This is a genomic window from Streptomyces sp. NPDC034084, from assembly GCF_055575535.1.
This window is the reverse complement of sequence record NZ_JBVISK010000001.1, coordinates 637,111-653,018: the sequence shown is the minus strand read 5'-3', so window position 1 is coordinate 653,018 and position 15,908 is coordinate 637,111. Positions and strand designations below refer to the sequence as shown.

The window sequence follows — 15,908 nt, the reverse complement described above, 5'->3', positions numbered from 1 at the left end:
ACAAAAGTCTAGGACTGCGGATCTCCGTCGGCCAAGCGTCCCAGGATCAGGGCGATCCGCAGCGTGAACGCGGAGCGCACGTCGGAGGGTGACCAGCCGGTGACGTCGGTCACACGTCGAAGCCGGTAGCGCACGGTGTTCGGGTGGACGAAGAGCATCCGGGCCGCGCCTTCCAGGCTGCTCGCCTGCTCCAGGTAGACACTGAGAGTTTCGAGGAGCGCCGAGCCCGCTTCCTCCAGTGGTCTGTAGATCTCCTCCACCAACTGCTCGCGCGCCGAAGGGTCGGAGGCGATGGCGCGCTCCGGAAGGAGATCGTCCGCCAGGACCGGCCGGGGCGCGTCCTGCCACGCCGAACAGGCCTTGAGACCGGCCGCCGCGGCCTGCGCGGAGCGGGTCGCGGCGAGCAGGTCGGGGACGATGGGGCCGGCCACGACCGGACCCTGCGCGTACGGCCCGATCAGGGCCTTCGCCACCGCGAGGGGGTTGTCGTTGCCGCCCGCGATGACGACGAGCCGGTTGCCGAGGACGCCGGTGAGGACCTGCAGCTTGGCGTGCCGGGCGGCGCGGCGGATCGCCTCCACCGTCAGCTCGCTGTCCCCGTCGGGGGCGGTGCCGAGGACCACGCACACATGGTCGGGCGAGTTCCAGCCGAGCGCGGCGGCCCTCGACACGGCCCCCTCGTCGGCCTCCCCCGAGAGCACCGCGTTGACGACGAGCGATTCGAGTCGCGCGTCCCAGGCACCCCGGGCCTCGGCGGCCTGCGCGTACACCTGGGCGGTCGCGAACGCGATCTCGCGCGCGTAGACGAGGAGCGCCTCCCGGAGCACGGACTCGTCCCCGGGGGCGGCGACCTCCTCGATCGCCGACTCCATGACCTCGATGGTCGTGCGGACCATCTCCACCGTCTGCCGCAGGGTGATCGCGCGGGTCAGCTCACGGGGCGCCGTGCCGAAGACGTCGGTGGAGATGGCCTGCGGGGTCTCCGGGTGCCGGAACCACTCGGTGAACGCGGCGATGCCGGCCTGCGCGACCAGCCCGATCCACGACCGGTTCTCGGGCGGCATCGCGCGGTACCACGGCAGCGTCTCGTCCATGCGGGCGATGGCACCGGCGGCGAGCCGCCCGGAGGACTGTTCGAGGCGTTTCAGGGTCGCGGCGTGCGGATGGGGGGCGTTCACGGGTTCAGGCACGGGGACAAGACTGCCTTATCGGGACGCGGGCATGCGGGGTCGGGGCCGCCTCCCCGCGCTACGGTACGGCCGTGATACGCATCCAGCGCGCGGGTGACCGGTACCCCGGGGGCGACCCGGGGGCCGGGATCGAGACCCGGCACGCCCTGTCCTTCGGGCCGCACTACGACCCCGACAACCTCCGCTTCGGCGCGCTCCTCGCCTGCAACGAGGAGCGGCTCGCACCCGGTGCAGGCTTCGACGAGCACCCCCACAGCCACACGGAGATCGTGACGTGGGTGGTGGAGGGCGAACTCACGCACCACGACACGGCGGGACACACCACGGTGGCCCGCCCCGGCGACCTCCAGCACCTGAGCGCGGCGGCCGGCGTGCGCCACGTCGAGCGCAACGACGCCGCCGTCCCCCTGGTCTTCGTCCAGATGTGGCTCGCCCCCCTGTCGCCGGGCGGGGAGCCCTCGTACGAGGTGGTACGCGGCCTCGGGGACTCGTACGCCCTCCCGGCGGCGGGCGCGGTCCTGCACGTGGAGCGCCTGAGGACGGGCGAGTCCGCCGGGCTGCCGGCGGCGGACTTCACGTACGTACACGTGGTGCGGGGCGGGGTGTCGCTGGGCGACACGGAACTCGCCCCCGGCGACGCGGCCCGGCTCACCGGCACCCCGGGACTCGCCCTGACGGCGACGGCGGACGCGGAGGTCCTGATCTGGGGGATGCGGGCGCCTTGACGCCCCGCTGCGGGCGGTCGTCCCGCCAGGGGCGGCGCCCCCGCTCCCCCCACGTTGTGGGCAGGCGTTCCGCTGGGGCGATGGGGCCCCTGCTCGAGCGGAGCCGAGAGCTTGGGCCGTACGCCGCCCGCACCGGGCGAGGCGCAAGCCGGTACGGCGCCGCGTCAGCGCAGCGCGCTCTTTGACTTCCAGGCCGGCCAGGACAGGTTCCACGCCCCGTAGCCGTTGCCCTCCGCCACCGTCCCCTTCGTCTCGCGGCCCTTGATCTCGAAGGGATCGCCGACGTTCACCGCCGCGTAGAAGGAGGCGGCGTCGGCGTCGCTCATGCCTATGCACCCCGAACTCCGGTTGGCGCGCCCGAAGTACGCCGCGTTCCACGGAGCCGCGTGCGCGTACATGCCCGACCAGGTCAGCCGCATCGAGTAGTCGACGTCCTTGTCGTAGGCGTCGCCGAGCCCCACGGTCTCCGAGTTCATGTTGATCGTGCCCTCCTTCGCCATCAGCACGGCCGTGCCCCGCCAGGACCGCTTGTCGCCGCCGGGGGTGCCGCCGGAGACCGGGATCGTACGGACCGCCCGCCCGTCGCGCTCCACCGTCAGCCGGTGGGCGTCGAGGTCGACCTCGACCACCTGCGCGGCGCCGACGGTGAAGCCGGTGCGGTAGTCCCGTACGAACCAGCCGCCACCCGAGTCCGTACCGTCGAGGTCCGCTTCGAGGGTGACCTTCGTGCCCGGCTTCCAGTACGCGCGAGGACGCCAGTCCACCCTGTCCCGGCCCGAGTAGTCCTTGATCCAGCCCCAGGAACCCTCGGTGCCGTTCGAGGTCGTCACCTTGAGCTGCCTCTCCACGTCCGCCTTCCGCGTCACCGGCAGGTCGAAGACGATGGAGAGCGGGTGGGCGATGCCGACGGTGGTGTTCTTGCCCGGGGCCAGGGTCAGCTTGTTGACCTTGTCGGGCTCCGGGGTGGCGAAGGACGACCGGCTGGTCGACTCCCTGCCGTCGGCCGTACGGGACGTCACCTCGACCGTGTACGAGGTGCCCGGTGCCGCCTTGCGGTCCGATGCCCAGCTCGTACCGCCCTTGTCCGTACGGCCCTCCAGAACACCGCCGTCGCCGTCGACGACCCGTACCGCCGTGAGGGTGCCGCCGGTCGCGGTCACCGCCACCGGGCTGCCGGCCGTCTTCCTCACGACCGTCACCTTCGCCGGCGGCGCGTCCGACGCCCCGGACGGGCCCCCGTTCGCGGCCTGGGCCGTGCAGGCGGTGAGGGACACGGTCAGCGCGACGGCCGCCAGGACGGGACGGGCTGTGCGTATCGGCAGCACGGAAGACCTCCGCGGTGTGAGGGAGAAAGGGTGGGATGTCCTGGACTGTAGGCCCCTTCCGTACCTTCTCGGGGCGTCGGACGCCTCTGTGACGAGGGCTGCGGCACAACGGTCATCGTCCGGTCACCATCACCGCGCGCACCCGTCGCATTCGGCTGTGAGCCTGCTGTGCGCCCCACCACCGAGGGGCGGAACAAGGAGGCTCCCGTTGTGTCAGCGCTGCTCGTGACGGCCGCACCCACCGACCGCCGCGCCCCCGCGGGACCGGTCAGGCTCGGGCCCGTGACCCCCGAGGCGTACCGGGCGTTCCTCGGCTCCCGCCACGGCGCGGACGGGCCCAGCTTCCTCCAACTCCCCTCCTGGGCCCAGGTCAAGGACGGCTGGAGCCACCGACTCGTCGGATGGGGACGGGAAGGCGGCGAGCTCTCGGGTGTCGCGCTCGTCCTCCTCCGGCCCTTCCCCGGCACCCGGAAGTACTTCGCCTACCTCCCCGAAGGACCCGTCGCCGACTGGGCCGACCCCGACCTGGACGGCTGGCTCGCCCCGCTCCTCGGCCACCTCCGCTCCCTCGGCGCCTTCGCCGTCCGCATGGGACCCGGGCCCGCCTACCGCCGGTGGAACGCCGCCACCGTCAAGGCCGCCACCGGACCCGGCCGCCGGCTCTCCGACGTCCTCGCCGACGAGGTCGACCCGCTGGGAACCGCCGTCGCCGAACGGCTCCGGGCCCGCGGCTGGCGCAGGTGCGGCGGCGACTCCGAGGACGGGGCCGACGCCCAGCCCCGGCACGTCTTCCAGGTCCCGCTCACCGGCCGCACCACCGACGACCTGTGGACCGGCCTCAACCAGGAGTGGCGGCGCAACGTCCGCAAGGCGCGGAAGTCCGGCGTCGAGGTCGTCGTCGGCTCCGCCGCCGACCTGCCCGAGTTCTACCGGCTCCTGCGCGTCACCGAGGAACGCGACGGCTTCCGCCTCGGCCGCTCGCTCGCCTACTACGAGCGCCAGTACGCCGTCCTCAACGCCGAACAGCCCGGCCGCATGAAGCTCTACCTCGCCCGCCACGAGGGCGAGATCCTCGCCGCGCACACCATGCTCGCCGTCGGCGGCCGCGTCTGGTACCAGACCGGCGCCTCCGCCGACCACCGCCGCGAAGTGCGGCCCTCCAACGCCCTCCAGTGGCGCATGCTGCTCGACGCCCACGCCCTCGGCGCCGCCGTCTACGACCTCCGCGGGGTACCCTCCACCCTCGATCCGGACGACCGCGCCCACGGCCTCCTCCGCTGGAAGCTCGGCACGGGCGGACAGGTCGTCGAGACGCTGGGGGAGTGGGAGATTCCGATGCAGGGCACGACCAACGGGGCGCTGTACCGCGCCTTCCACGCCTATCTGGCCCGTCGATGACGGCCACCACGCTCACCGCTCCCACGCGGGCGAAAGCCTCCGCGCTGCGCAGCGGCGCCCTCATGGCCGCCGGCTCCCTCGCCTCCCGCGCCACCGGCTTCGTACGGGCCTCCGTCGTCGCCGCCGCACTCGGCGCGGGCTACGTCGCCGACGGGTACGCGGTCGGCAACTCCGTCCCCACCATCGTCTACATGCTGCTCCTCGGCGGCGCCCTCAACGCCGTCTTCGTCCCCGAACTCGTCAAGGCGGCCAAGGAACACGAGGACGGGGGCGTCGCCTACACCGACCGGCTCCTCACCCTGAGCGCGCTCGCCCTGACCGCGCTCACGGCGGCCGCGGTCCTCGCCGCTCCGCTCATCGTCGACACGTACACCGACTACACGGGCGCGCAGCGGGACATGACCATCGCCTTCGCGCGCGCGTGCCTGCCGCAGATCTTCTTCCTCGGACTCTTCACCCTGCTCGGCCAGGTCCTCAACGCCCGGGGCCGGTTCGGCGCCATGATGTGGACCCCGGTCCTCAACAACGTCGTCACCGTCACCGTCTTCGGCCTCTTCCTGGCCGTCAGCGACGGTGGCGAACTCACCCCCGGGGAGACCGCCCTCCTCGGCTGGGGCACCACCGCCGGCATCGCCGTCCAGGCCCTCGCCCTGCTGCCCTCGCTGCGCGCCGCCGGCTTCCGCTGGCGGCCCCGCTTCGACTGGCGGGGCAGCGGCCTCGCCGCCCCGCTGCGTTCGGCGGGATGGCTGGTGCTGCTCGTCCTCACGAACCAGGGCGCGTACTGGGTGACGACGTGGCTCGCGACCTCGGCGGGCGGTTCGGTCAGCGGCGGAGGCCTCGCCGCGTACAACAACGCGTACCTCCTCTGGACGGTCCCGCACGGCATCGTCACCGTCTCCCTCGTCACCGCGCTGCTGCCCCGGATGAGCGGGGCGGCGGCCGACGGCGACCTCGCGGGGGTCCGGCGGGACGTCGCCTACGCGCAGCGCACCAGTGCGGCGGCGATCGTCCCCGCGGCCTGCGCGCTCCTCGCGCTCGCCGTCCCGCTGATGACGGTGGTCTTCCGGTACGGGGCGACCACGGGCGACGACATCCGCGCGATGTCCTGGACCCTGGTGGCCTTCGCGCCCGGCCTGGTCGCCCTGTCCGGCCAGTACGTGTGCACCCGCGCGTTCTACGCCCTGAGCGACACCCGCACCCCGTTCTTCCTGAACCTGGTCATCGCCGCCCTGAACGCGGGCCTCTCCCTGACCGCCTACCACCTCCTCCCGACCCGCTGGGCGGTCACGGGCATGGCGGCGGCGTACTCGCTGGCGCTGTGGGCGGGCTGGGCGGTCACGGCGTACGTCCTGGGGCGGCGGCTGGGTGACGGCCCGTCCGGCGGGACGTTCCCCGCGCTGGCCCGGCTCCTCGTCGCGGCGGTGCCGGCGGCGGGGTACGGACTGTTCGTCGCGGACGCGGCGGGGGTGGCGGGGCCGGTGGTGGCGGGCGTGGCGGGAGCGGCGACGGTCCTGGCGACGTTCGCGGTCCTGTCCCGCCCGCTCGCCCTCACGGAACTCCAGACCCTCCTGACGGCGGCCACGACCCGCTTCCGCGCCGCGACCCATCGGGCTTGACGAGCCCGGCCGGTGGGGGCCTGAGCCCGTGCGGGGCGCTGCTCCGGCCCACCCGTCGTGTGGGCGGCCCGCCCGCCCGTCACCCTCCCCGGCAGGGGACGACATCGACCTTGGGATACTCCAGCCATGCCCCGCGTGCTGCTCATAGAAGACGACCCGTCCGTCCGCGAAGGCGTAGAGCTCGGCCTCCGCCGCCGCGGCCACGACGTCCGCACCGCCCCCACCGGCGAGGCGGGGCTCGCCGCGCTCGGGGAGTTCCGGCCCGACCTGCTGCTCCTCGACCTGATGCTGCCCGGCATGAACGGCGTCCAGGTCTGCCGCCGGGTACGGGAGAGCAGCCAGCTGCCGATCATCATGCTCACCGCCCGCGGCGACGACTTCGACGTCGTCATCGGCCTGGAGGCCGGGGCCGACGACTACATCGTCAAGCCCGCCCGTACCGAGGTCATCGAGGCCCGGATCCGCGCGGTCCTGCGGCGCATCGAGGAGCCCGCCGCCGGCCGGTCCGCCGTGGAGTTCCACGGGGAACTCGCCGTCGACCGGGCGGGCCTGACCGTCGCGAAGGCGGGCGAACGCGTCGCCCTCGCCCCATCCGAGCTGAAACTGCTGCTGCACCTCACGGCCGCCCCCGAGCAGGTCTTCAGCCGGCAGCAGCTCCTCGAACACGTCTGGGAGCACAGCTACCACGGGGACGCCCGCCTGGTGGACGCCTGTGTCCGTCGGCTGCGGAACAAGATCGAGGACACCCCGGGCGAACCCCGGTACATCCAGACCCTCCGGGGCTTCGGCTACCGCTTCGGCCCCCTGTGAAGGCCCGCAGGAGCCCGGAGCACCCGGAGGGACGGGGCCGCGCCCGCCGCCCCCGGCTCCGCCCCTTCGGCCTCCGTACCCGCCTCGTCCTCGCCTTCCTCCTCGTCGCGGCCGTCGGCTGCGGCACCACCGCCGCGCTCACCTACCGCGCCGCCCGCACCGCCATCCTGGAGCAGACCCAGGACACCGCCGTCTCCGCCCTGCGTGACCAGATCGAACCTCTGGCCATCACCCTGCCCGTCGACGCCGACTCCCTGCGGGAAACGGCCATCGCCATCGCCGGCCAGGGCAAGCCCCGTCCCTGGCGGGTCTACGCCGAGTACGGCACCGTCCGCGTCTCCTCCACCGACCGGCCGACCTCCTCCGTCATCACCCCGCAACTGCGGGCCCGGGCCCAGGGCCGCTCGGCCACCCCGCACGGCAGTTTCCAGCGGGTCGTGAAGAACGGCACGCCGTATCTGACGGTCGCCGTCCCCGCCGTGTTCCGGACACACGCGACGAAGGGGACGGGCCAGCCCACCGGCCTCGTGTTCTACGCCGTCATGGAACTCGACGAGGAGGAGGCCAACATCGAGGCCATGGTGACCGCGGCCCGCGACGGCGCCCTCCCGGCCCTGGCCGTGGCCCTGATCCCCGCGCTCATCGCCTCCCGCGGAGTGCTCCGCCCCGTACGGGAACTGCGGCGCGCCGCCCACAGCATGGGCCGCGGCCGGCTCGACACCCGCATCCACGCCAAGGGAAGCGACGAACTCGCCGACCTCGCTCGCACGTTCAACGAGTCCGCCGCCCAGCTGGAACGTTCCGTCACGGAGCTCCGCGACGCCGAGGCCCGCGCCCGCCGCTTCGCCTCCGACGTCTCGCACGAGCTGCGCACCCCGCTCGCCGGCATGCTCGCGGTCACCGAGGTCCTCGACGAGGACGCCGCGAGCCTCGACAGCGACACCGCCCGCGCCGTCCGGCTGATCAGCGCCGAGACCGGGAAGCTCGCCGTGCTCGTCGAGGACCTGATGGAGATCTCCCGCTTCGACGCGCGCGCCGCCGAGCTCCACACCGACGAGGTCGACGCCGCCGACTGCGTCCGCAAGACCCTCCAGCACCGGCACTGGACCGACCCGGCCCGGGTCGTCACGTACCTTGAGGAGGGGATCAGGGCGCGGCTCGACCCGCGCCGCTTCGACGTCGTCGTCGCCAACCTCGTCGGCAACGCGCTGCGGCACGGGGCCGCGCCGGTGACGGTCAGGGTGCACGCGGAGGGGGACGAGCTGGTGACGGAGGTCGCCGACCGGGGGCCGGGCATCCACCCGGACGTCCTGCCGCACGTCTTCGACCGCTTCTACAAGGCGGACCGGGCCAGGACCCGTTCGGCGGGCAGCGGCCTCGGTCTGGCGATCACCCTGGAGAACGTCCGGCTGCACGGCGGCACCGTCCACGCCGCCAACGACCCGGCGGGCGGCGCGGTCTTCACCGTACGGATGCCGCTGTGAGGCGCCGGACCGCCGCCGCGGCCCTCCTGGGCACGGTCGCGCTCACCGCCTGCGGCATCCAGGAGACCGACGTCGTCGAGGCGGGCGGCGCCGCGACCGTCGCCGTCCGCCCGCAGCCCGAGTTCCGGATGGTGCTCTACTTCCTCGGGCCGGACGGCCGGCCGGCCCCGGTGGTCCGCGATTTCGGGCAGCCGTTCCCCGACTCGACGTTCACCGCGAGCGGCTCCCTCGCTGACGCGGAGCACCGGAACGGCTCGGGCCTCGGCTCCGGGCAGGCGCAGGAGACGCCGGGCTCGCGGGTCGCCACCGACAAGGTGCTCGCGGTGCTCCTCGCCGGCCCGGCCGCCGCCGACAAGGCGGCGGGCCTGACCACGGGACTCCCGGTGTCCGAGGAGACACCGCACGTCGAGGAGGTCCCGGGGGACGGCCGGACCCCGGAGGGACGCCGCGTCGTCCGGCTCCGGGCGCCGTTCCCCGTCAGGGACCTGCCGGAGGCGGCCGTCCAGCAGCTGGTGTGCACGGCGGCGTACGCGGAGGACGGCGGCGGCAAGGTCGAGGTGAGCGTCACGGGCGCCGACGGCATCCTCCCGAAGACGCGCTGCGAGAGCTGAACCCCCGGGGGTCAGCGGGCCCGCAGATCCGCCAGCACCGCGTCCGTGAACGGCGGCCACGCCTCCACCGCCCACGCCCCGAAGGGCCGGTCGGTGAGGGCGACGCACGCGGCCCCTGTGCTGTTCCCACCCGCCCACCGGGCGTCCGGGTCGATCCACAGGAACGTTCCGGCCTGCCCGAAGTGCCCGAAGGTGCGCGGCGAGGAGCTCGCGCCCGTCCAGTGCGGGGACTTGCCGTCGCGGATCTCGAAACCGAGCCCCCAGTCGTTCGGCTTCTGGTGCCCGTAGCCGGGCAGGATGCCGGTCAGGCCGGGGTACGTGACGGTCATCGCGTCCAGGACGGTCCGCGCGTCGAGCAGCCGCGGCGCCTGCACCTCGGCGGCGAACCGCACGAGGTCGTCCACGGTCGACACGCCGTCCTTCGCGGGCGAGCCCTCCAGGATCGTGGAGGTCATGCCGAGGGGCTCCAGGACCGCCTGGTGCAGGTACTCGGCGAAGGGGATGTCGGTCGCCTTGGCGACGTGGTCGCCGAGGGCCTCGAAGCCGGTGTTGGAGTAGATCCGTCGGGTGCCCGGCGCGGCCATGACCCGGTTCTCGTCGAAGGCGAGCCCCGAGGTGTGGGCGAGGAGATGGCGGACGGTCGAGCCCTCGGGCCCGGCCGGCTCGTCGAGGTCGATCGCCCCCTCCTCGTACGCGACGAGGACGGCGTACGCCGCGAGCGGCTTGGTGACGGAGGCGAGCGGGAAGCGCCGTCCGGTGGGGCCGTGGGACCCGGCCAGGGTGCCGTCCGCGCGGACCACGGCGGCGGCCGCGGTGGGGACGGGCCAGTTCTCGATCGACGCCAGGCTCGGCAAGCTGCTCTGCATGGGCCCGAGCCTACTTGCTTCGAGTGCGCTCCAACGTTTTAGCGTGGGGCCCATGAGCGTGATCGAGAGCACGACCAGGCTTGCGGGCAAGGACCGCTACACCATCAGTGAGGTGGCCGCCCTGACGGGCCTTTCGGCGCACACCCTGCGCTGGTACGAGCGGATCGGCCTGTTGCCGCACGTGGACCGGTCGCACACCGGGCAGCGCCGCTTCACCGAGCAGGACCTCGGCTGGCTGGCCTTCGTCGGCAAGCTGCGGCTGACCGGGATGCCGGTCGCCGACATGGTCAGGTACGCCGAGCTGGTGCGCGCGGGGGACCACACCCGGGACGAACGGCGGGAGCTCCTGGAGGCCACCCGGCGGGACGTCCTCACCCGGATCACCGAGCTCCAGGACACGCTCGCCGTGCTCGACATCAAGATCGGCCATTACGGGACCGTATGCGGAGGAACACCTTCATGACCAGCGTGACCAGGATCGACACCGTACGCCTCGGCCAGGACGGACCCCGGATCGGCGTCCAGGGCTTCGGCGCCATGGGCATCAGCGAGTTCTACGGCGACACCGACGAGGCCGCCGCCCGCGACACCCTCGACGCGGCCCTGGAGGCCGGCGTCACCCTGATCGACACCGCCGACATCTACGGCAGCGGCGCCAACGAGGAGTTCCTCGCCCCGTTCCTCGCCGCCCACCGCGACGAGGTCACCCTCGCCACCAAGTTCGCCATAGAGCGCCGCGCCGACGACCCGGCCTACCGGGCCGTCCGCAACGACCCCGCCTACATCAAGAAGGCCGCCGAGGACAGCCTGCGCCGCCTCGGCGTCGAGACCATCGACCTCTACTACATGCACCGCCGCGACCCGGAGGTCCCCTTCGCCGAGTCCGTCGGCGCCATGGCCGAGCTCGTCCAGGAGGGCAAGGTCCGCTTCCTGGGCCTGAGCGAGGTCACCGGGCCCGAACTGCGCGAGGCCCACGCGGTGCACCCGATCGCCGCCCTCCAGTCGGAGTGGTCGCTCTTCTCCCGGGACGTGGAGCGCAGCGCCGTCGGCGCCGCCGCCGAACTCGGCGTGACCTTCGTGCCGTACTCGCCGCTCGGCCGGGGTTTCCTGACCGGTGCGTTCGCGGACGCCTCCAAGGAGCTGTCGGGCGACGACTTCCGTCGGCACCAGCCCCGGTTCTCCGGTGAGAACGCCGAGCGGAACGCGGCCCTCCTCGACCCGGTCCGGAAGATCGCCGCCGCCCACGGCGCGACGCCGGCCCAGATCGCCCTCGCCTGGGTCCAGCAGCGCGCGGCCGTGCACGGCCTCACGGTCGTCCCCATCCCCGGCACCCGCAAGCGCTCCCGCCTCCTGGAGAACGCCGCCGCCACCCGTATCGTCCTCACCGCCGCCGAACTCGCCGAACTGGAACCGATCGCCGGCCAGGTGGCGGGCGACCGCTACCCGGACATGAGCTCCACGTCGGCGGCCCGGGAGGCGTAGTACCCGCGCGCTCACGCCAGCCCCAGGGCGAAGACCGCGAAGCCCGCCGCGAGGAGCCCCGCCAGGGTGCGGCGGGCCGGACCGGTCTTCGCCCACGGGGCCTCGAAGGCGCGCGCGTACCGGCCGATCAGGACCAACAGGCCGGCGAAGACCGGCATCCAGGCAAGACGGGCGAGGATCCAGCCCACCGAGTCCGGCGCGCCCACCAGGCCCGCGACCTCCCCGGCGTACGAGGCGGGGATCGCGGCCGTGAGCATCGCCGTCTGGTGCCAGCACAGGATCGTCATCGCGGACAGGTTGACCATGACGACCGGCGCCCACAGCGCGGGCCGCTTCAGGAGCCCGCCGAGCCGGCTCCTGAGCAGGATCGCCGCACCGCTCTGCGCGGCGGCGAGGGCGAGGACGAGCAGCGACGGCGGGTGCGAGTTGGTGCGGGCCTCGCCGGGGACACCGACCATCGACGCCGGGTAGCCGAAGACCAGCAGGAGGGCGGCGAACAGCGCGGCGCCGCCGAGCAGCAGCCCCCACGCGTGGCGCCGGCCGACCCGGCCCTCGCCCCACGAGACGCCGAGCTGATACGCGAAGAGCCAGCCGGGCAGGATGTTCAGGACGCTCAGCCAGGACGGCACGGCATCGGCGTACGGCCCGTACCGCAGGAAGTCGACGACGGCGACCGAGCCGAGCAGCGGCGCCGCGGCCCAGACCCCGAGACGGCGGGCCGCCCGCACGCACCACGGGGTCAGCGCGGTCACCACCGTGTACACCCCGACGAACCAGAGCGGCTGGATCACCAGCGTGGACGCCGTCCGCAGCGTGTCCACCGGCACCCCGAGGCCGAAGTGCAGGACGGGCAGCAGCGCCGCCCACACGGCCGTGACCCCGAGCACCGGACGGCCGAGCCGGGCGAGCCTGCCGCCCAGCCACGCGTGCGTGGAGCCCGTCCGGCGCCGGTACGACAGGACCGACGCGTAGCCGCCGACCAGGAAGAAGATCCCCAGCATCTGAAGGACCCAGCTGACGGGCGCGAGACCGGCGAAGGTGCCGAGCGGGCTGGCGTTGTGGATCGCACCGTCGGCGGAGAGCGTGAAGCCGCCGAGCAGCCAGTGCCCGGTCGGCACGGCGATCAGGGCGAGGGCGCGCAGTCCGTCGATCGCCCGGTCGCGGTGGGAGGGCGTGGAGGACTCGATCCTCTCGACGAGCCCGTTCATCGGACGTCCCCCTCGGCGATCGCGGCGAACGCACGGAGGGAGGCGGTGCCGGGCGCGAAGTAGCCGCCGTGCCCGGTGGCGTCCCCGGCCGGGACCCGGCGCGCCCCGAAGGCCGGGTCGGTGGGGTCGGCGCCGTGCCCGAGCCCCGCGAACTCGACGTTCGGGATCCGGTCGATCCAGTCGGTGGGGTCCTTCGCCGCCCAGACGCGGGCGGAGGTCCCGAGCTCGGCGACGTTCCCGGCGCGCATCCCGGGGGATCCGAAGACCACCAGATCCTTGGCCTTCAGTCCGTGGGCGGCGAGACCGCAGACCACGGAGCCGTAGCTGTGGCAGAACAGGGACGGCTCGGCCGCGCCGACCGCGGCGAGCCCGTCCACGAACCGGGTCAGCCGCCCGGCCCCGGCCTCGGCGAGCCGGCCGGTGGCCGCGTCCAGGCCGACACCCACGGGCGTGGTGTATCCGGCCCAGGCCACGACGGCCGTGTGACCACCGGTCGCCCGGCGCAGGGCGGCCGCCATGTCCGCGAGCGGCCGCACGTGCCCCGCGTCGACGTCGGAGCCGGGCACGATCACGGCCACCCGCTCGGCCCGCGCCAGGTCCCCGTAGACCAGGGCCACCTGCCCCCGGCCGCGCGGATCGTGGGCGAGGACCCGCGCTCCGCCGAACTCCCCGTGCGTGGAGCGGGCGTTGGCCTCGTACCTCAGCTCCAGGGGCGCCCCGTCGAGATTCCCGACGACCGTCGGGTGCGTGCGCGCCAGCTCCCGCTGCCGTACGGGACTCAGCCCGGCGAAGAAGCGCGCGACCCCGGCCGGGTCCATCCGCTCCGGGTCCGGCAGCCCCGCGGCCCGCCACGCCGCCGTCCCCGCCGGCGCCCCGGTCACGGCCTCCTGGCTGTTCCCGGACGCCCAGCCGGCCGTCCCTGCGATCACACCGGCCACCACGGCGGTGGTGATCAGGTTCCTCGAAAAGCGGCGCATCGGCCCGCCCTCCCTCGCTCTCGTCGTTGGCGAGAGGAAGGTAGGAAGACGAGGGGTGACGACACGTCACACCGGGGAGCCAACTCCCCACTGATACCCGGGTAGGGGGTGGAGGAGCGGCCAACCCCCTTGTCAGGGTGGGGGTTTCCCCCCTCGCGTCAGCGGGACTCGCCCGGCGTCACCAGGCCCGACTCGTACGCGAAGACCACCGCCTGCGCCCGGTCGCGCAGGTCCAGCTTGGCGAGGACCCGCCCGATGTGGGTCTTCACCGTCTGCTCGGCGAGGACCAGACCGTCCGCGATCTCCTGGTTGGACAGGCCCCGGGCGATCAGCTCCAGGACCTCCGTCTCACGCGGGGTGAGCCCGTTCAGGCGCAACGCCGTGGTGTCCCGGCGGGGCGCCGGGCGCGAGGCCGCGAAGTCGGCGATGAGACGGCGGGTCACGGACGGGGCGAGCAGCGCCTCGCCCGCCGCCACCACCCGTACCGCCGCGATCAGATCGGCCGGCGGCGCGTCCTTGAGGAGGAAGCCGGACGCGCCCGCGCGCAGCGCCTCGTACACGTAGTCGTCGACGTCGAAGGTGGTCAGCATCAGGACCTTCGGCCGGTGCGTGACCCCGGCCGGCGGATGCAGGATCTCCCGGGCGGCCGCGAGCCCGTCCAGCTCCGGCATCCGCACGTCCATCAGGACCACGTCCGGGTGCGCCGAGCGCGCCACCTCCACACCCTGCCGCCCGTCCGGCGCCTCGCCGACCACGTCGATGTCGGCCTGCGCGGAGAGCAGCGCGGCGAAACCGGCCCGCACCATGGCCTGGTCGTCGACGATGATCACGCGGATGGTCACTCGGAGTCCTTCGTACGCAGGGGGAGCCTGGCCGCGACCCGGAAGCCGCCGTCCGGCAGCGGCCCGGTGTCCAGCGAGCCGCCGGTCAACCGTACGCGCTCCCGCATGCCGACGAGCCCGTGCCCGGTACCTGCGGCACCCCGCTCGACGGAGGAACCCTCCTCCAGGGAAGGCCCGTTGACGACGAGGACCGTCAGCCACCCCTCGTCCGCCCGGACCGACACCCGGGTCGACGCCCCCGGCGCGTGCCGCACGACGTTGGCCAGGGCCTCCTGCACGATCCGGTACGCGGACAGGTCCACCGTCTGCGGCACCTCCCCGAGGTCGGCGGCGAGCCGCAGCTCGGCCGGCACGCCCGCGCGTACGGTCGCCTCGACGAGCTGCTGCACCCGGTCGAGGCCCGGCTGCGGGGCCCGCTCGCCCTCGCCGCCGTCACTGCGGAGGACGGAGAGCAGCCGGCGCATCTCGGCCAGCGACTCGCGCGCGCTCGCCGCGATCGACGTGAACTCCTCACGCGCCGCCTCCGGGAGCCCGGGGATGCGGTACGGCGCCGAGTCCGCCTGCACGGTGATCACGGACATGTGGTGGGCGACGACGTCGTGCAGCTCGCGCGCGATCCTGGCCCGCTCCTCCAGGAGCGTGCGGCGGGCCCGCTCGGCCTCGCTGATGGTCTCCTGTTCGGCGAGCCGCCGCTGGGCGTCGCTCCGCGCGCGCACGGCCGAGGCGAGGAGCAGCAGCACCCCGCTCAGGACGAGCAGCAGGGTGTGGACGCTCGTGTACCCGGCGGGCCGGAAGGCCTCCAGCACGTATCCGGCCACGCCGGTCGCCAGCCACACTCCGAACAGCCCCCGGCGGGACTCACGGAGCCCGAGCGCGACCATCAGGGCGCAGTAGCCGACCACGAGCGGAGGCGGCCAGGGCCAATAGTCGGCACCGGTTCCGTCGGCGCCGAGCAGCGCGACCGCGCCGAGCACATCGGCGACGAAGACGATCCACCAGGCCTGGAGGGGACGGGCGACGGCGAGCAGGAGGGGCAGGGTCTGGGCGGTGCCGATCGCCCCGGCCAGAGCACCGTTGACGCCGTAGTCACCCATGAGCAGGACGACGGTGGAGGGCAGGAGCGCGGAGACGAACGCGAACGCGACGACGTACGGCAGCAGCCGCACCCGCCGGCTCGCGGCCCCCGCGAGCAGCGGAGCCCCCGGCGCGGCCGGGGTGGTGAGCGCGACCCCCAGCCCCTGGAACGTCTCGCGGGCCCGACCCCCGAAACGACGACGGACGACGGACAGGGAAGCGGCGGGCGGCTCGGGCCGCGATGCGGTAACCATGACGGGCCCAGGGTAGGCAGCCCCCCTGGCGGCGGGCGTCATACCG

15 protein-coding genes are annotated in these 15,908 nt (G+C 73.9%); 8 read left to right on the top strand and 7 right to left on the bottom strand.

Going from position 1 to position 15,908, the window contains the following annotated elements:
* Positions 1-8: 8 nt before the first annotated feature.
* Positions 9-1,190 carry a fatty acid biosynthesis transcriptional regulator FasR gene (gene fasR, locus ACZ51I_RS03015; protein WP_468871111.1) on the bottom strand — a complete coding sequence of 394 codons (1,182 nt, stop codon included), beginning with the start codon at positions 1,188-1,190 and terminating at the stop codon, positions 9-11.
* 71 nt (positions 1,191-1,261) lie between these two features.
* Here fasR and ACZ51I_RS03010 point away from each other — a divergent pair, with 71 nt between their 5' ends.
* Positions 1,262-1,915: a pirin family protein gene (locus ACZ51I_RS03010; RefSeq protein ID WP_468871110.1), complete on the top strand. Its 654-nt coding sequence runs from the start codon at positions 1,262-1,264 to the stop codon at positions 1,913-1,915.
* Positions 1,916-2,079: 164 nt separating this feature from the next.
* On the opposite strand, the gene ACZ51I_RS03005 is transcribed toward ACZ51I_RS03010, so the two are convergent.
* Positions 2,080-3,240: a L,D-transpeptidase family protein gene (locus ACZ51I_RS03005; RefSeq protein WP_468871108.1), complete on the bottom strand. Its 1,161-nt coding sequence runs from the start codon at positions 3,238-3,240 to the stop codon at positions 2,080-2,082.
* 210 nt (positions 3,241-3,450) lie between these two features.
* On the opposite strand from ACZ51I_RS03005, the gene ACZ51I_RS03000 reads away from it, so the two are divergent.
* The 5 genes from ACZ51I_RS03000 (at position 3,451) to ACZ51I_RS02980 (ending at position 9,159) form a co-directional block, all read left to right on the top strand.
* Positions 3,451-4,638, top strand: a complete 1,188-nt coding sequence (locus tag ACZ51I_RS03000) for a lipid II:glycine glycyltransferase FemX (RefSeq protein ID WP_468871107.1) — start codon at positions 3,451-3,453, stop codon at positions 4,636-4,638.
* A complete protein-coding gene (gene murJ, locus ACZ51I_RS02995) occupies positions 4,635-6,254 on the top strand; it encodes a murein biosynthesis integral membrane protein MurJ (RefSeq protein WP_468871106.1) in 1,620 nt (539 codons plus the stop codon). Before ACZ51I_RS03000 ends, murJ begins: the two co-directional genes overlap by 4 nt.
* 126 nt (positions 6,255-6,380) lie before the next feature.
* On the top strand, positions 6,381-7,064 hold the full coding sequence (locus ACZ51I_RS02990) for a response regulator (RefSeq protein ID WP_468871105.1): 684 nt from the start codon (positions 6,381-6,383) through the stop codon (positions 7,062-7,064).
* Positions 7,061-8,548: an ATP-binding protein gene (locus tag ACZ51I_RS02985; RefSeq protein WP_468871103.1), complete on the top strand. Its 1,488-nt coding sequence runs from the start codon at positions 7,061-7,063 to the stop codon at positions 8,546-8,548. Before ACZ51I_RS02990 ends, ACZ51I_RS02985 begins: the two co-directional genes overlap by 4 nt.
* A complete protein-coding gene (locus tag ACZ51I_RS02980; RefSeq protein ID WP_468871102.1) occupies positions 8,545-9,159 on the top strand; it encodes a hypothetical protein in 615 nt (204 codons plus the stop codon). The genes ACZ51I_RS02985 and ACZ51I_RS02980 overlap by 4 nt, the downstream gene beginning before the upstream one ends.
* Before the next feature lie 11 nt (positions 9,160-9,170).
* Here the strand turns inward: ACZ51I_RS02980 and ACZ51I_RS02975 are convergent, their stop codons facing one another.
* Positions 9,171-10,025 carry a serine hydrolase domain-containing protein gene (locus tag ACZ51I_RS02975; RefSeq protein WP_468871100.1) on the bottom strand — a complete coding sequence of 285 codons (855 nt, stop codon included), beginning with the start codon at positions 10,023-10,025 and terminating at the stop codon, positions 9,171-9,173.
* A 52-nt stretch (positions 10,026-10,077) separates the two neighbouring features.
* Between ACZ51I_RS02975 and ACZ51I_RS02970 the strand changes: the two genes are divergently transcribed.
* Together ACZ51I_RS02970 and ACZ51I_RS02965 are read left to right on the top strand one after the other, a co-directional pair.
* The gene (locus ACZ51I_RS02970; protein WP_468871098.1) at positions 10,078-10,488 is read left to right on the top strand and encodes a MerR family transcriptional regulator; all 411 of its coding nucleotides are present in this window, start codon (positions 10,078-10,080) and stop codon (positions 10,486-10,488) included.
* The gene (locus ACZ51I_RS02965; RefSeq protein WP_468871097.1) at positions 10,485-11,507 is read left to right on the top strand and encodes an aldo/keto reductase; all 1,023 of its coding nucleotides are present in this window, start codon (positions 10,485-10,487) and stop codon (positions 11,505-11,507) included. The genes ACZ51I_RS02970 and ACZ51I_RS02965 overlap by 4 nt, the downstream gene beginning before the upstream one ends.
* Before the next feature lie 11 nt (positions 11,508-11,518).
* Here the strand turns inward: ACZ51I_RS02965 and ACZ51I_RS02960 are convergent, their stop codons facing one another.
* The 4 genes from ACZ51I_RS02960 to ACZ51I_RS02945 all read right to left on the bottom strand — a co-directional run bounded on the left by ACZ51I_RS02960 (position 11,519) and on the right by ACZ51I_RS02945 (position 15,904).
* On the bottom strand, positions 11,519-12,715 hold the full coding sequence (locus ACZ51I_RS02960) for an acyltransferase family protein (RefSeq protein ID WP_468871096.1): 1,197 nt from the start codon (positions 12,713-12,715) through the stop codon (positions 11,519-11,521).
* On the bottom strand, positions 12,712-13,692 hold the full coding sequence (locus tag ACZ51I_RS02955) for an alpha/beta hydrolase (protein ID WP_468871094.1): 981 nt from the start codon (positions 13,690-13,692) through the stop codon (positions 12,712-12,714). Before ACZ51I_RS02955 ends, ACZ51I_RS02960 begins: the two co-directional genes overlap by 4 nt.
* 158 nt (positions 13,693-13,850) lie before the next feature.
* Complete coding sequence (locus ACZ51I_RS02950) at positions 13,851-14,534, bottom strand: response regulator (protein ID WP_468871093.1); 684 nt, start codon at positions 14,532-14,534, stop codon at positions 13,851-13,853.
* On the bottom strand, positions 14,531-15,904 hold the full coding sequence (locus ACZ51I_RS02945; protein ID WP_468871092.1) for a sensor histidine kinase: 1,374 nt from the start codon (positions 15,902-15,904) through the stop codon (positions 14,531-14,533). Before ACZ51I_RS02945 ends, ACZ51I_RS02950 begins: the two co-directional genes overlap by 4 nt.
* Positions 15,905-15,908: the final 4 nt, after the last annotated feature.

Bases quoted from the DNA above. Each gene is read 5' to 3' on its own strand.
- murJ (WP_468871106.1), top strand. From the start codon at position 4,635: ATGACGGCCACCACGCTCACCGCTCCCACGCGGGCGAAAGCCTCCGCG.
- ACZ51I_RS02990 (WP_468871105.1), top strand. From the start codon at position 6,381: ATGCCCCGCGTGCTGCTCATAGAAGACGACCCGTCCGTCCGCGAAGGC.
- ACZ51I_RS02975 (WP_468871100.1), bottom strand. From the start codon at position 10,025: ATGCAGAGCAGCTTGCCGAGCCTGGCGTCGATCGAGAACTGGCCCGTC.
- ACZ51I_RS02970 (WP_468871098.1), top strand. From the start codon at position 10,078: ATGAGCGTGATCGAGAGCACGACCAGGCTTGCGGGCAAGGACCGCTAC.
- ACZ51I_RS02965 (WP_468871097.1), top strand. From the start codon at position 10,485: ATGACCAGCGTGACCAGGATCGACACCGTACGCCTCGGCCAGGACGGA.
- ACZ51I_RS02960 (WP_468871096.1), bottom strand. From the start codon at position 12,715: ATGAACGGGCTCGTCGAGAGGATCGAGTCCTCCACGCCCTCCCACCGC.
- ACZ51I_RS02955 (WP_468871094.1), bottom strand. From the start codon at position 13,692: ATGCGCCGCTTTTCGAGGAACCTGATCACCACCGCCGTGGTGGCCGGT.
- ACZ51I_RS02945 (WP_468871092.1), bottom strand. From the start codon at position 15,904: ATGACGCCCGCCGCCAGGGGGGCTGCCTACCCTGGGCCCGTCATGGTT.